Genomic DNA, 14,338 nt, shown 5'->3' with positions numbered 1-14,338 from the left:
AATCCCCCCACACTCTAAAACTTGGTGAGAAAGGTATATGGAAATCTTGCGTGGTGCCCCAGCACTGTCTGAGTTTCGTGTCCACAAGCTGCTGCAGAGCTGCGCACAGAGAGGAGTAGAGATAGCAAGCGTCTATGCCGAATACGTGCATTTTGCCGAGCTGACGAGCCCGCTGTCGCCCCCGGAGCGAGCGACCTTGGGCCAGCTGCTGCGCTACGGCCCGACCATCCCGGAACACACCCCCAGCGGTCAGCTGTTCCTCGTTACCCCCCGCCCCGGCACTATCTCCCCCTGGTCTTCCAAAGCAACCGACATCGCCCACAACTGCGGCCTGAAACAGGTCAAGCGGCTGGAGCGCGGCATTGCCTATTACGTGCAGGCCAAGGGTGAGCTGAGCGTTGCCCAGCGCGCCGATGTGGCTGCCCTGCTGCACGATCGCATGATGGAAGTGGTGTTCGGCGAGATGAACGAGGCCGCCGCCCTGTTTGCCCACCACGAGCCCCGTCCCTTTACCCAGGTGGACGTGCTGGGTGGCGGTCGCGCCGCTCTGGTCGAGGCCAACGTGGCCCTGGGTCTGGCCCTGGCGGACGACGAAATCGACTATCTGGTGACGAACTTCACCCGACTTGGTCGCAACCCCAACGACATCGAGCTCTACATGTTTGCCCAGGCGAACTCCGAGCACTGCCGTCACAAGATCTTCAACGCCGACTGGACCATCGACGGTGAGCAGCAGCCCAAGTCGCTGTTCAAGATGATCAAGAACACCTTCGAGCAGACGCCAGATCATGTCCTGTCTGCCTATAAAGACAACGCCGCCGTGATGGAAGGGAGTCAGGGGGGTCGCTTCTTCCCGAGCCCCGCCAGCGGCGAATACCAGTATCACCAGGAGCGCGTCGACATCCTGATGAAGGTGGAGACCCACAACCACCCGACCGCCATCTCCCCGTTCCCGGGGGCGGCCACCGGCTCCGGCGGCGAAATCCGCGACGAGGGCGCGACAGGCCGTGGCGCCAAGCCCAAGGCGGGCCTGGTCGGCTTCTCCGTCTCCAACCTGCGCATCCCCGGCTTCGAGCAGCCCTGGGAGCAGAATTTCGGCAAGCCGAGCCGCATTGTCAGCGCCTTCGACATCATGCAGGAAGGCCCGCTCGGCGGCGCCGCCTTCAACAACGAGTTCGGTCGTCCGGCCATTCTCGGTTACTTCCGCACCTTCGAAGAGCAGGTGCCGAGCCACAACGGCGTCGAGGTGCGCGGCTACCACAAGCCCATCATGCTGGCGGGCGGCATCGGCAACATCCGCTCCGAGCACGTCCAGAAGGGGGAGATCCCCGTGGGCGCGGCCCTCATCGTGCTGGGGGGCCCGGCCATGAACATCGGTCTGGGGGGCGGCGCAGCATCAAGCATGGCTTCCGGCCAGTCTGCCGAGGATCTCGATTTTGCCTCCGTGCAGCGGGACAACCCCGAGATGGAGCGCCGCTGTCAGGAAGTGATCGACCGCTGCTGGCAGTTGGGGGATGAGAACCCCATCGTCTTCATCCACGATGTGGGGGCCGGTGGCCTCTCCAACGCCATGCCGGAGCTGGTGAGCGACGGCGATCGCGGTGGTCGCTTCGATTTGCGCGCCATCCCGAACGACGAGCCGGGCATGAGCCCGCTGGAAGTCTGGTGCAACGAGTCCCAGGAGCGTTACGTGCTGGCCGTGGCCCAGGACAAGCTGCCCCTGTTCAAGGCCCTGTGCGAGCGTGAACGCGCCCCTTATGCCGTCATCGGCACCGCCACCGAAGAAAAGCACCTGACCCTGTCCGATGCACACTTCGACAACCAGCCCATCGATCTGCCGCTCGACGTGCTGCTCGGCAAGGCGCCCAAGATGCACCGCGACGTGCAGAGCCTGCCCGCCCAGGGCAAGGCGCTGCAACTGGACGGCATCACCTTGAGCGACGCCGCCGAGCGCGTGCTGCGTCTGCCGACCGTGGCGGAGAAGTCCTTCCTCATCACCATCGGCGATCGCTCGGTGACGGGCCTCGTTAACCGCGACCAGATGGTCGGCCCCTGGCAGATCCCGGTGGCCGATTGCGCCGTCACCGCCGCCACCTACGACAGCTATCACGGCGAAGCCATGTCCATGGGCGAGCGCACCCCGGTGGCGCTGCTCTCTCACGCGGCCTCCGCCCGTATGGCGGTGGCCGAGGCCCTGACCAACCTGGCGCCGGCCCACATCGGGTCGCTCAAGCGGGTCAAGCTCTCCGCCAACTGGATGTCTGCCGCCGGTCACCCGGGGGAAGATGCGGGTCTCTACGAGGCGGTCAAGGCGGTGGGCGAGGAGCTCTGCCCGGCCCTTGGCATCACCATCCCGGTGGGCAAGGACTCCATGTCCATGAAGACCCGCTGGCAGCAGGACGGGGAAGAGCGCAGCGTCACCTCGCCGCTCTCCCTGCTCATCTCCGCCTTTGCCCGGGTCGAGGACGTGCGCAACACAGTGACCCCGCAGCTGCGCACCGATCTCGGTGAGACCGACCTCATCCTCATCGACCTTGGCAACGGCAAGCAGCGCCTCGGCGCCTCCGCCCTGGCCCAGGTCTACCGCCAGCTGGGGCAAAGTGCCCCGGATCTGGACAACCCGGTCCAGCTCAAGGGCTTCTTCAACGCCATCCAGGCGCTGGTGGCGGATCGCAAGCTGATCGCCTACCACGACCGCTCCGACGGTGGTCTCTTCGTCACCCTGACCGAGATGGCGTTTGCCGGTCACTGCGGCCTCGACATCCAGCTCGACCGCGTGGGTGGTGACCTGCTGCCGGCCCTGTTCAACGAGGAGCTGGGTGCCGTCATCCAGGTGCGCCGCGACGACAAGGAAGCGGTGCTGACCCTGCTGGCCGGCCACGGCCTGGCCGCCTGCTCCCACGTGCTGGGCACGGTGCGCGAAGACGACCTCATCCTGTTCCAGCGTGCCGGCACCGAGGTGTACCGCGCGAGCCGCACCGCCCTTCGCACCATCTGGGGCGAGACCAGCTGGCAGATGCAGCGCCTGCGTGACAACCCGGAGTGCGCGGATCAGGAGCACGCCGCGCGCCAGGACGCCACCGATCCGGGCCTGCAGGCCAGACTGACCTACAACCCGTCCGAGGACGTGGCCGCGCCCTACATCGCCCGCGGGGTCTCCCCCCGTCTGGCGGTGCTGCGCGAGCAGGGGGTCAACTCCCACGTGGAGATGGCGGCGGCGTTCGACCGCGCCGGCTTTGCCGCGGTCGACGTGCACATGAGCGACATCCTCAGTGGCCGCATCAAGCTGGAGGAGTTCCAGACCCTGGTGGCCTGTGGCGGCTTCTCCTACGGTGACGTGCTGGGGGCGGGCGAGGGCTGGGCCAAGTCCATCCTGTTCAACGACAACGCCCGCGAGCAGTTCCAGCGCTTCTTCGAGCGCGGCGATACCCTCTCCTTGGGCGTGTGCAACGGCTGTCAGATGATGTCCAACCTGCGCACCCTGATCCCGGGGGCCGATCTCTGGCCGCGCTTCGTGCGCAACCGCTCCGAGCGCTTCGAGGCGCGCTTCAGCCTGGTGGAAGTGCAGGACTCCCCGTCCGCCTTCTTCGCCGGCATGGCGGGCTCCGTGATGCCGATTGCCGTCTCCCACGGGGAAGGGCGCGTGGAAGTGCGCGACGGCGCTCACCTGGATGCGCTGCAACAGAGCGGTCTGGTGGGTCTGCGTTTCGTGGACAACCGCGGCAACGTGACCGAGCAGTACCCGGCCAACCCGAACGGCGCACCGGCGGGCATCACTGCGGTGACCACCACGGATGGTCGCGCCACCATCATGATGCCGCACCCGGAGCGGGTGTTCCGCACCGTGGCGAACTCCTGGCACCCGGACAACTGGGGCGAGGATGGCGCCTGGATGCGCATGTTCCGCAATGCTCGGGTTCGCCTGGGTTAATCCCGCGCGTACTTGAGCTCCGAATCAGAACCGGCCCCCGTGGCCGGTTTTTTTTATGGGCGGGTGGGGCACTCTTCAATTCTGTGAGCCGATGGCCGGAGGCAGACGCACAGTGCTCAGAGCAATACGGGAAGCGGGCTAAGGGGGGAGGGGGCTGGCACCCTGATCCGGGCTGCCCCCGGGAGATAAAAAAACCGGCCACGGGGGCCGGTTTTTTCCTGGAGGGCGAGTTCCTAGCGCAGCACCACGTGCTGGAAGCCCTGCACCAGGCTGATGACGGGCTGGGGATAGATGCCGAGCGCTACCACCAGGATGGCGGAGAGCAGCACCACCAGGCCCCCGGAGGAGAAGGCCCAGTCGGCCGTGGCATCGCGCAGTTGCATGCCGGGCTCGCGCAGGTAGAGGGTGACCATGACCCGCAGGTAGTAGTAGAGACCCAGGGCACTGCCGAGCACGATGGCGCCACTGAGCCACCACAGCTTGGCATCCACGGTGACGCCGATGAGGTAGAACTTGCCGATGAAGCCGAGGGTCATGGGGATGCCCGCCAGGGAGAGCATCATCACCGTCATCACCGCCGTCAGATAGGGGCGTTTCCAGAACAGGCCGCGGTAGCTGTGCAGGGAGTCCGCATCCTTGCCGCGATAGGGGCTGGACATCATGCTGATGACGCCGAAGGCCCCCAGGCTGGTGAACAGATACATCAGCAGATAGACGCCGGCCGCTTCCACCGGCATCTCGCCGAGGCGACTCGCCACCACCACCGCCAGCAGATAGCCGAAGTGGGAGATGGAGGAGTAACCCATCATCCGCTTGATGTTGGTCTGGATCAGCGCCAGGAGGTTGCCGACCACGATGGAGATGACCGCCATGGCCGCCAGCAGCCAGTGGATCATGGGATCCGAGGTGGCCGGCACCGCCAGGTAGAAGCGCAGCAGCACGCAGAACACGGCGATCTTGCTCACGGTGGCGAGGAAGGTGGCCACAGGTGCAGGGGCCCCTTCGTAGACGTCCGGGGTCCAGAGGTGGAAGGGGGCGAGGGACAGCTTGAAGGCGAAGCCTACCAGCATCAGGCCGAAGCCCCCCATCAACAGCGGGTGGTGGGCCGGGCTCTGGGCCAGGGTCAGGCCGAGATCGCTGAAGCTGAGGCTCCCCGCCTGGGCATAAAGCAGCGCCATGCCGAACAGCAGGAAGGCAGTGGCGCTGGCGGAGAGCACCATGTACTTGATGCTGGCCTCCAGCGAGTGGCGCTCGCGATAGGCATAGCCCACCAGGCCGAACATGGGCAGGGTCAGCATCTCGATCCCGATAAACAGCGACGCGAGATGGCGGGAGCCCGCCAGCACCAGACCACCGGCAGTGGCGATGAGCAGCAGCAGGTAGAACTCTTCCCGGTTGTCCGGGTAGCCCTTGAGCCAGGTGCGGCCGAAGGTGCAGGTGGCCAGGGCACCGATGAGCACCAGCCCCATGTAGAAGACCGCATAGCTGTCCACTTGCAGCAGGGGCGTGACCCCCTGATCCCCCTGGGCCATCACGACGGGCAGGGAGAAGAGCGCGAGGTTGAGGCCGGCAATGGTCACCGTGAAGGCGGTGTCGTCGCAGCGCTTCCAGGCGATGGCCAGCATCAGGGCCACCATGGCCCCTGTGGTCAGCAGCAGGGGCAGCAAGGCCAGCAGTTGAGAAGCAGTAAACGTCATGACAGGGCTCCCGACATGGACATGGAAGGCGAAAGAGAAAGCATCATTGCAGCGCTCCCGTGTCTGGCAGCGCATACCAGTGCAGCACGCTCAGCAGGCTGCTGCTGGCGGTATCCAGCACCGGCTGGGGATAGAGGCCGAGCAGCACCAGGAGGCCGGCGATGGTCAGCATCATGGCCAGTTCCCGCTTGTCCAGCCCCTTGAGCACGCTCTCCTCCTTGGGGGTACCGAAGCAGGCGCGCTGCAACATGATGAGGGAGTAGACCGATGCCAGCACCAGGCCGAAGGTGGCGATGACGGTCATGATGGGGGCCACCTGGAAGCTGCCGATGAGGATCAGGAACTCGCCGACGAAGTTGCCGGTGCCCGGCATCCCGAGGGAGGCCACAGAGAAGAACAGCATGACGCCGGGCAGGTAGCGCAGGCGTCCCCAGAGGCCGCCCATCTGGCGCAGGTCCCGGGTGTGCAGGCGCTCGTAGAGCTGGCCGCACAGGATGAAGAGGCCGGCGGCGGAGAGACCGTGGGCGATCATCTGCACCACGGCACCCTGCAGGGCGAGCTCGCTGCCGGAATAGATGGCGATCATCACGAAGCCCATGTGGGAGATGCTGGTGTAGGCTACCAGCCGCTTGATGTCGGTCTGGGCGAACGCCAGTAGGGCGCCGTAGACGATGCCGATGAGGCCGAGGCCCATGGCGTAGGGAGCGAACTCGGCGGAGGCCTCGGGGAAGAGCGGCAGGGTGAAGCGCAGCAGGCCGTAGGCGGCGGTTTTGAGCAGGATGCCAGCGAGATCCACGGAACCTGCGGTGGGCGCCTGGCTGTGGGCGTCAGGCAGCCAGCCGTGCAGGGGCACCAGGGGCATCTTGACCGCGAAGGCGATGAAGAAGCCCAGCATCAGCAGCCACTGTACCGTGTTGCTCATGGGGGTGTTCAGCAGCTCCTGATAGTTGAAGGTGAAGACGCCAGTGGCGGCGTGGTGGGTCAGCACCAGGCCCAGGATGGCCACCAGCATGATGAGGCCGCTCGCCTGGGTGTAGATGAAGAACTTGGTGGCGGCGTTGATGCGCGACTTGCCGTCGGTGACCGAGTGGCCCCAGAGCGCGATCAGGAAGTACATGGGGACCAGCATCATCTCCCAGAAGAAGAAGAAGAGGAACAGGTCCACCGCCATGAAGACGCCGAGTACGCCCCCCAGGATCCACAGCAGGTTCAGGTGGAAGAAGCCGATGCGCTGCACGATCTCCTTCCAGGAACAGAGGATGGCCAGCACGCCGATGAAGCTGGTGAGCATCACCATCAGGAGCGACAGGCCGTCCACCGCCAGATGCAGGGAGATGCCGAAGCGGGGGATCCAGGGCTGTTGCCACTCTGCCGCCCAGACGGGCAGGCCGGGGCTGGCCAGGGTGAAGTCACCGCCGAGCCAGATGGCGCTGGAGAGCACCAGGCAGGCGCTCATGGAGGCGAGGGCCACCCAGCGGACGAACTGGCCACCGAGTCGCTCCATCTGCCAGCAGAGCAAGCCGCCGATGAAGGGTATTAACAAGATCCAGAGTAAGGTCACGATATCAGCTCTCGTCTATGTTCTGGTCGTTGTGCAGGCCCGCAGGCCTGCGTGAAATTGACATGCCATGGGATCAACCGAGCAGCAGCAGGGCCAGGATCAGGGCGGCACCCATCCCCATGGAGGCGGCATACCAGCGCAGCTTGCCGGAGACGGTCCATGCCAGCAGCTGGTGGCCGGCTTGTGCCAGCACGGCGGGCAGATTCATCAATCGGTCCAGCGGGTCCTTGCCGAGCAGCCGGGTGGCCAGCAGGTAGGGCTTGACCCAGAGCAGGTCATAGAGCCAGTCAAAGCCCCAGGCGTTGAACCAGAGGGTACCCAGCAGACGGCCAGGCCCGCTCTCGGCGACTCCCTTCACCAGACGGCGTTCGCCCAGGAACAGGAAGGCGGCCAACGCGATGCCTGCCACGGCGATGAGGCCGGAGAGGATCTCCAGGGCATGGCGACCCTCCTCGATCTGATCCCCCGGGCCCGCCGGCAGCACACCGGCCAGGGGCGGCACGATGAGGGCACCCACACCGGTGGAGAGCACCAGCAGCACCAGCAGCGGCAGCTGGTGGGCCAGGCCGTGACCGGCGTGAGCCTCGGTCTGCGCCTTGCCGTGGAAGGCGATGAAGATGAGGCGGAAGGTGTAGAGGGAGGTCAGGAAGGCCCCGCCCAGGCCCGCCCACAGCAGGGCGCTCTGGCCGCTGGCCTGCACTTGCCAGAGGATGGCGTCCTTGCTGTAGAAGCCGGCGGTCACCAGCGGCAGCGCGGCGAGCGCCGAGCCCCCCACCAGGAAGCAGGCGTAGACCAGGGGCAGACTCTTGCGAAGGCCCCCCATCTTGAAGATGTTCTGCTCGTGGTGGGTCGCATTGATCACGGCCCCGGCGGAGAGGAACAAGAGCGCCTTGAAGAAGGCGTGGGTCATCAGGTGGAAGATGGCCCCTTCCCAGGCACCGACCCCCAGGGCCAGGAACATGTAGCCGATCTGGCTCATGGTGGAGTAGGCCAGGATCCGCTTGATGTCGGTCTGCACCAGGGCGGCGAAGCCTGCCAGCACCAGGGTCACGGCACCTACGACGGCCACCAGATGCAGGATCTCGGGGGCGAGCAGGAAGAGACCGTGGGTACGGGCGATGAGGTATACCCCCGCCGTCACCATGGTGGCCGCGTGGATCAACGCCGAGACCGGGGTCGGACCCGCCATGGCATCCGCCAGCCAGGTCTGCAGCGGCAGCTGGGCGGACTTGCCGACCGCGCCGCCGAGCAGCATCAGGCAGGCGAACGACAGGGCAGGGGAGCCGTCGGCAAACATGGCCGGGGCCCGCACCAGCAGCTCGTGGATGTTGAGGGTGCCGAGCTCGCGGTAGAGCACGAACAGACCGATGGCTAGGAAGACGTCACCGACCCGGGTCACCACGAACGCCTTGAGGGCGGCCGCCCCGTTGGCGGGGTTGCGGTAGTAGAAGCCGATCAGCAGGTAGCTGCACAGGCCCACCCCTTCCCACCCCAGGTAGACGAACAGCAGATCGTCTGCCAGCACCAGGAACAGCATGCTGGCGATGAAGAGGTTGGTGTAGGTGAAGAAGCGGGAATAACCCTCTTCCCCGCGCATGTACCAGGAGGCGAACAGGTGGATGAAGAAGCCAACCCCGGTCACCACCCCCAGCATGGTCAGCGACAGCCCGTCCAGGGAGAGGCGGAAGGCGGGCTGGAACTCGCCCACCGTCATCCACTGCCACAGGGTCTGGGTATAGACGCCGCCTTCCGGCTGGTGATTGAGGAAGTCGAACCCGACCCAGGCAGTGGTCAGGGCCGACAGGCCTATGCTGCCGACGCCGATGAGCGCCGAGGTGCGCTCACCGAGGCGGCCGAGGGAGAAGGCCAGCAGCAGCCATCCCAACAGGGGGAACAGAAAAGTCAGGTATAGGAGGCTCATCCGCGCATCTCGCTCACAGTGTCCACGTTCAGGGTGTGGTAACGACGATAGAGCAGCAGTAACAGGGCGAGGCCGATACTGGCCTCCGCTGCCGCCAGAGAAATCACCAGTATGTACATGATCTGGCCGTCGGCCTGGGCCCAGCGGCTACCCGCCACCACGAACGCCAGGGCGGACGCATTCATCATGATCTCGATACTCATGAGGATAAACAGCAGGTTGCGGCGTATCAGCAAGCCACACAGGCCGATGGCGAACAGGATGGCCGCCAGCAGGAGGCCGTGCTCCATGGGTATTCCACTCATCGCCATTCTCCTTGTGCTTGCTGGATGGAAAGGGGGCAGGCCGCCGGCAGCAGGCCATGCATCACCATGGGAATGCCGCTCATTGCTGACCTCCTTCTTGTGTGGTGCGGGGCACGGAGAGCACTTCCCCGCTCTTGTCCTCGCGGCCCAGGTGATAGGCGGTGACCAGGCCCGCCAGCAGCAGGATGGAGGCGAGCTCCACCGCCAGCACGTAGGGGCCGAACAGGGCGATGCCGACCTCCTTGGCGCTGACGTCGGTCTGACCCAGCTCACCGCCGGTTACCCCGAGGATGCCCTGGGCCAGGAAACCCAAGAGGACGAGGGAGAGCAGGGCGGGGCCGCCCCAGGTGGTGGGGGTGAGCCACTTCTTCTCCTGATCCTGGGCCGAGCCCAGGTTCAGCATCATCACCACGAACACGAACAGCACCATGATGGCGCCGGCGTAGACGATCACCTGCAGGGCCCCTGCGAAGGCGGCGCCCAGGCAGAAGAAGATCATGGCCACGGCGATGAGGGAGATGATGAGATTGAGCAGCGCGTGCATGGGGTTGCTGGTGCTGATCACCCGCAGCGTGCTGTAAACGGCGACCAGGGCCGCGGCATAGAATGCCAGTTCCATGATTGACTCCTAGGGCAGCAGGCTCTTGACATCGATGGGCTTGGCTTCGTTCTCGGCATCCCCTTTCGGCTTGCCGTCGATGGCCATCCCGCTCATGCGGTAGAAGTTGTAGTCCGGGTACTTGCCGGGGCCGCTGATCAGCAGATCTTCCTTCTCGTACACCAGATCCTGGCGGCGATACTCCCCCATCTCGAAATCCGGCGTCAGCTGGATGGCGGTGGTGGGGCAGGCCTCTTCGCACAGGCCGCAGAAGATGCAGCGGGAGAAGTTGATGCGAAAGAACTCCGGATACCAGCGGCCGTCTTCCCGTTCCGCCTTCTGCAGGGAGATGCAGCCGACCGGGCAGGCGACGGCGCACAGGTTGCACGCCACGCAGCGCTCGTCGCCGTCAGGGTCGCGGGTCAGCACGATGCGGCCGCGAAAACGCGGGGCGGCATAGACCGGCTGTTCCGGGTAGCTCAGGGTTTCGCGAGGGCGCCAGGCATGGGAGAAGACCATCCCCAGGCTGCGCAGTTGGGTGCCGACACCCTTGATAATGCTCGTAATTTTCATTGGTGCCTCATTACATGTTCAGCAGCACGACTGCGCCTGTGACCAGCATGTTGAGCAGGGTCAGGGGCAGGCAGACTTTCCAGCCAAAGGACATCACCTGGTCGAAGCGCGGGCGGGGCAGGGAGGCCCGCAGCAGGATGAAGAACACCATGAAACAGGCGGTCTTCAGGGCGAACCAGATGAAGGGCGGCAGCCAGGGGCCGTGCCAGCCACCGAAGAAGAGGGTCACGATGAGCGAAGAGATCAGTACTATGCCGATGTACTCGCCCACGAAGAAGAGACCCCACTTCATGCCCGCGTACTCGATGTGATAGCCGTCGGCGAGCTCCTGCTCGGCTTCCGGCTGATCGAACGGGTGGCGGTGGGTGACGGCGACCCCGGCGAACAGGAAGGTGACGAAGCCCAGGATCTGGGGGATCACGTTCCACATGCCGGCCTGGGCCTCGACGATGTCACGCAGGTTGAAGCTGCCGGTCTGGATGACGATGCCCATGAGCGACAGTCCCAGGAACACCTCGTAGGAGAGGGTCTGGGCGGAGGCGCGCAGGCTGCCGAGCAATGAGTACTTGTTGTTGCTCGACCAGCCGGCGAACAGCACGGCGTAGACCGCCAGCCCCGCGATGGCCAGGATGTAGAGCAGGCCCACGTTGAGATCCGCCACGCCCCAGGTGGGGGTGATGGGCACCACCGCAAACGCCAGGATGAAGGCGGTGAAGGCGATGATGGGGGCCAGCACGAAGATCCGGCGATCCGCGAACGGCGGGATCCAGTCCTCCTTGAAGAACATCTTGACCATGTCGGCCGCCAGCTGCAGCAGACCGAAGGGGCCAACCCGGTTGGGGCCGTAACGATCCTGCCAGAGTGCCAGCAGACGGCGCTCGATGAAGCTCATGAAGGCACCGGCCCCCACTATCCCCACCAGCACGATCAGGGCCTTGCCGATTTCCAGCAACAGATCAATCAGCGCATCGCTCATGCGATCACCTCCTGCAGGTTATCGAGAAGGGCGTGGTGCAGCGCGGTCGGCAGACCGTTGACGCCGAGCGGCAGCCCCACCAGACCCTGGGCCAGCTTGTCGCTCAGGCGCAGGGCCAGGCGCCAGTGGTTGCCACCCCAGGAGAAGGCGACCTGGCTGCCGGCGCCCAGGGCCAGACGCGCCGCGTCGGCCGGGTTCAGCACCAGGGCGGGCTCGCCCATGCGGGCCTGGATGACCGGACTGCGGGCGGAGAGCTCTTCGCCGCCGAACAGCTGATCGTAACTCACCACCTGCAGGGCTGCCTGGGCGTGGAAGGGGGCGGGGATGACATCGAACCAGCCGAGGCTATCCTCGCCCGGCTCCAGCAGGCGACGGCCGGGATCCCCGGCGCGCAGGTTGCCACCCACCTCGTCCTGGAACTTGTTCCAGGCGGAGGGCGAGTTCCAGCCCGGTGCCCAGGCGAAGGGCACCTGGGAGAGGGGCTGGCGGGCACCGGCGTAGCCTTCCATGGAGAAGGCGAACGGGGAGTCGGGATCCTGCGCCACCCTGGGCTCGCTCACGTTCTGATCCGCCAGCATGGAGGTGCGGCCGCTGTAGCGGTGCGGCTCGCGGGCGAGCTTCATGCCGCGGATGCGCAGGCCGGCGTTGGGAGCAGGCTCGCGCATGGTGCTGAGCTGCGGGGTGCTGGCGGCGCACTCGGCGCTCACGTCGTCGAAGGTGCTCCAGCGCAGGGGCTTGCGTGCCAGCGTCCCCTGCAGGGCGGCCAGCCAGCGCCAGCCCTCGCGCACCTGGATGTCGGCGTCGTAGAAGGCGGGGGAATAGACCTGGAAGAAGCGCTGGGCGCGGCCTTCCATATTGATAAGCGTCCCGTCGCCTTCGGCGAAGCTGGCGGCGGGCAGCACCAGGCTCGCCTTCTTGGCGGTCTGGGTGTCCTGGTGGTCCACCAGCAGCAGGTGCTGCAGGCGTTCGAGGGCGGCATCCACCCGGCTGCGCGGCGCACGGCGGTAGAGATCGTTCTCCAGCACCACCAGGGCGAGTTTCTCCTCCCCTTCGATGCGCTCGAGAGCGGCCTCCAGGGGAGCGGCATCCCGGGCCAGCATGGCCAGCCCCAGACTGTTGACCTCCTGGGCCACCAGGGCGAGCTCCACCGCCTGGCCGCGGCCCTTGAGGGCGCGGGCGATGTTGCTGGCCGCCTCGATCAGGGCCAGTGAACGGGCACCATTGCCTGCGATGATGAGGGGCTTCCTGGCGCTACCGAGCAGTTCGGCCCAGCGGGCTGCCAGGGCCTGCTGCTCGGGAGCGAGATCCGTCGGCGCCGGAGCAGAAGCATCCAGCAGGTGGGCGATGGCGAAGCCAAGGCGCGCCTGATCCGTGTGAGGGGCGTGCAGGGTGCCGCTCGCCACGTCATCAAGACGGGTGGCATCCAGGCTGGTGATGAGCAGGGGGTAGCGTTCGTTCTGGGCCAGGGTCTGCACCGCGGCGACCTGCCACAGATCCACTTTCAGCTTGCGGGCGATCTCGCGCCCCTTGCCCTTGACTGCCTGGCGCAGGGCCAGGGCGATGCGGGCGGCGGTCTGGGTGACGTCTTCGCCGAGCACCAGCACGGCGTCGGCTTCTTCCATGTCGCGCAGGCTGGGGGTGCGCACACCGCCCTGCTCCAGGATCTGCAGCATCTTCTGCAGGCATTCCCATTCGCTCTGCTCGACACCAGAGTAGAAGTTGGCGGCGCCCACCAGCTCGCGCAGGGCGTAGTTGCTCTCAAGCGACGCCCGGGGCGAGCCGATGCCGATGAGGCCGGAGGCGGTGCGCAGGGCATCCGCGGCGCGGTTCAGGGCACCGTCCACCGTGATGGCCAGCCTGTCGCCGCCCTCTTGCAAGAGGGGCTGGCGGGGGCGGTCGGCCAGGTTGACGTGACCGTAGCCGAAGCGACCGCGATCGCACAGGAAGTAGTGGTTCAAGGCGCCGTGGAAGCGGTTTTCGATGCGGCGCAGCTCACCGTAGCGCTCACCCGGGCTGATGTTGCAGCCGACGGAGCACCCCTGGCAGATGCTGGGGGCAAACTGCATGTCCCACTTGCGGTTGTAGCGCTCGGAGTGGGTCTTGTCGGTGAAGACGCCGGTGGGGCAGACCTCCACCAGGTTGCCGGAGAACTCGCTCTCCAGGGTGCCATCCTCGACCCGGCCGAAGTAGACGTTGTCATGGGCGCCATAGACCCCGAGATCCTCGCCACCGGCGTAGTCCTTGTAGTAGCGCACGCAGCGATAGCAGGCGATGCAGCGGTTCATCTCGTGGTTGATGAAGGGGCCCAGATCCTGGTTCTGGTGGGTGCGCTTGGTGAAGCGGTAGCGGCGGCTGTTGTGGCCGGTCATCACCGTCATGTCCTGCAGGTGGCAGGCGCCGCCCTCTTCGCACACCGGGCAGTCGTGGGGGTGGTTGGTCATCTGCCACTCCACCACCGTCTTGCGAAACTCCTTCGCCTCTTCGTCCTCGATGGAGATATAGGTGCCATCGGTGGAGGGGGTCATGCAGGACATGACCAGGCGGCCGCGCTTGTCGTCGGCATTCTGATACTGTTTGACCGCGCACTGGCGGCAGGCACCGACGCTACCGAGCGCCGGGTGCCAGCAAAAATAGGGGACGTCCAGACCCAGCGACAGACAGGCTTGCAGCAGGTTGTCTGCCCCGTCTACCTCGTACTCTTTACCGTCTACATGAATGGTTGCCATACAACTTCCCTGAAACCTGTTTTGTGAAATCGGCTATTGCCCGATGCGTC

9 protein-coding genes are annotated in these 14,338 nt (G+C 65.8%); 1 reads left to right on the top strand and 8 read right to left on the bottom strand.

All coding sequences use genetic code 11. From position 1 onward, the window contains the following. Positions 1-37: 37 nt before the first annotated feature. Positions 38-3,931, top strand: coding sequence for a phosphoribosylformylglycinamidine synthase (gene purL / locus I6L45_RS18080; protein ID WP_216982847.1), 3,894 nt, complete (start codon positions 38-40; stop codon positions 3,929-3,931). Positions 3,932-4,164: 233 nt separating this feature from the next. On the opposite strand, the gene nuoN is transcribed toward purL, so the two are convergent. From nuoN to nuoG, 8 genes are all read right to left on the bottom strand, one after another. Further along, positions 4,165-5,628 carry an NADH-quinone oxidoreductase subunit NuoN gene (nuoN, locus tag I6L45_RS18075; RefSeq protein WP_134695018.1) on the bottom strand — a complete coding sequence of 488 codons (1,464 nt, stop codon included), beginning with the start codon at positions 5,626-5,628 and terminating at the stop codon, positions 4,165-4,167. 43 nt (positions 5,629-5,671) lie between these two features. Then, positions 5,672-7,189 carry an NADH-quinone oxidoreductase subunit M gene (nuoM, locus tag I6L45_RS18070; protein WP_216982846.1) on the bottom strand — a complete coding sequence of 506 codons (1,518 nt, stop codon included), beginning with the start codon at positions 7,187-7,189 and terminating at the stop codon, positions 5,672-5,674. Between the two features lie 73 nt (positions 7,190-7,262). Then, a complete protein-coding gene (gene nuoL, locus I6L45_RS18065; protein WP_216982845.1) occupies positions 7,263-9,110 on the bottom strand; it encodes an NADH-quinone oxidoreductase subunit L in 1,848 nt (615 codons plus the stop codon). Further along, complete coding sequence (gene nuoK, locus I6L45_RS18060; protein WP_010675036.1) at positions 9,107-9,415, bottom strand: NADH-quinone oxidoreductase subunit NuoK; 309 nt, start codon at positions 9,413-9,415, stop codon at positions 9,107-9,109. Before nuoK ends, nuoL begins: the two co-directional genes overlap by 4 nt. 79 nt (positions 9,416-9,494) lie before the next feature. Next, complete coding sequence (gene nuoJ / locus I6L45_RS18055; protein WP_216982844.1) at positions 9,495-10,034, bottom strand: NADH-quinone oxidoreductase subunit J; 540 nt, start codon at positions 10,032-10,034, stop codon at positions 9,495-9,497. A gap of 9 nt (positions 10,035-10,043) precedes the next feature. Further along, on the bottom strand, positions 10,044-10,586 hold the full coding sequence (nuoI, locus tag I6L45_RS18050; RefSeq protein WP_042076570.1) for an NADH-quinone oxidoreductase subunit NuoI: 543 nt from the start codon (positions 10,584-10,586) through the stop codon (positions 10,044-10,046). A gap of 10 nt (positions 10,587-10,596) precedes the next feature. Continuing rightward, entirely contained in the window at positions 10,597-11,562 is a 966-nt protein-coding gene (gene nuoH / locus I6L45_RS18045; RefSeq protein WP_042076569.1) for an NADH-quinone oxidoreductase subunit NuoH, read from the bottom strand. Then, positions 11,559-14,288 (bottom strand): NADH-quinone oxidoreductase subunit NuoG, encoded by a 2,730-nt coding sequence (gene nuoG, locus I6L45_RS18040; protein ID WP_216982843.1) that lies wholly within the window; start codon positions 14,286-14,288, stop codon positions 11,559-11,561. The genes nuoH and nuoG overlap by 4 nt, the downstream gene beginning before the upstream one ends. Positions 14,289-14,338: the final 50 nt, after the last annotated feature.

It is taken from the genome of Aeromonas sp. FDAARGOS 1415, assembly GCF_019048365.1.
Lineage (GTDB): Bacteria > Pseudomonadota > Gammaproteobacteria > Enterobacterales > Aeromonadaceae > Aeromonas > Aeromonas taiwanensis.
This window is presented reverse-complemented; position numbering and strand designations above follow the sequence as displayed.

Coding starts and splice junctions, on each gene's coding strand:
- nuoG (WP_216982843.1), bottom strand. CDS start 14,288: ATGGCAACCATTCATGTAGACGGTAAAGAGTACGAGGTAGACGGGGCA.
- nuoI (WP_042076570.1), bottom strand. CDS start 10,586: ATGAAAATTACGAGCATTATCAAGGGTGTCGGCACCCAACTGCGCAGC.
- nuoN (WP_134695018.1), bottom strand. CDS start 5,628: ATGACGTTTACTGCTTCTCAACTGCTGGCCTTGCTGCCCCTGCTGCTG.
- nuoJ (WP_216982844.1), bottom strand. CDS start 10,034: ATGGAACTGGCATTCTATGCCGCGGCCCTGGTCGCCGTTTACAGCACG.
- purL (WP_216982847.1), top strand. CDS start 38: ATGGAAATCTTGCGTGGTGCCCCAGCACTGTCTGAGTTTCGTGTCCAC.
- nuoL (WP_216982845.1), bottom strand. CDS start 9,110: ATGAGCCTCCTATACCTGACTTTTCTGTTCCCCCTGTTGGGATGGCTG.
- nuoK (WP_010675036.1), bottom strand. CDS start 9,415: ATGAGTGGAATACCCATGGAGCACGGCCTCCTGCTGGCGGCCATCCTG.
- nuoH (WP_042076569.1), bottom strand. CDS start 11,562: ATGAGCGATGCGCTGATTGATCTGTTGCTGGAAATCGGCAAGGCCCTG.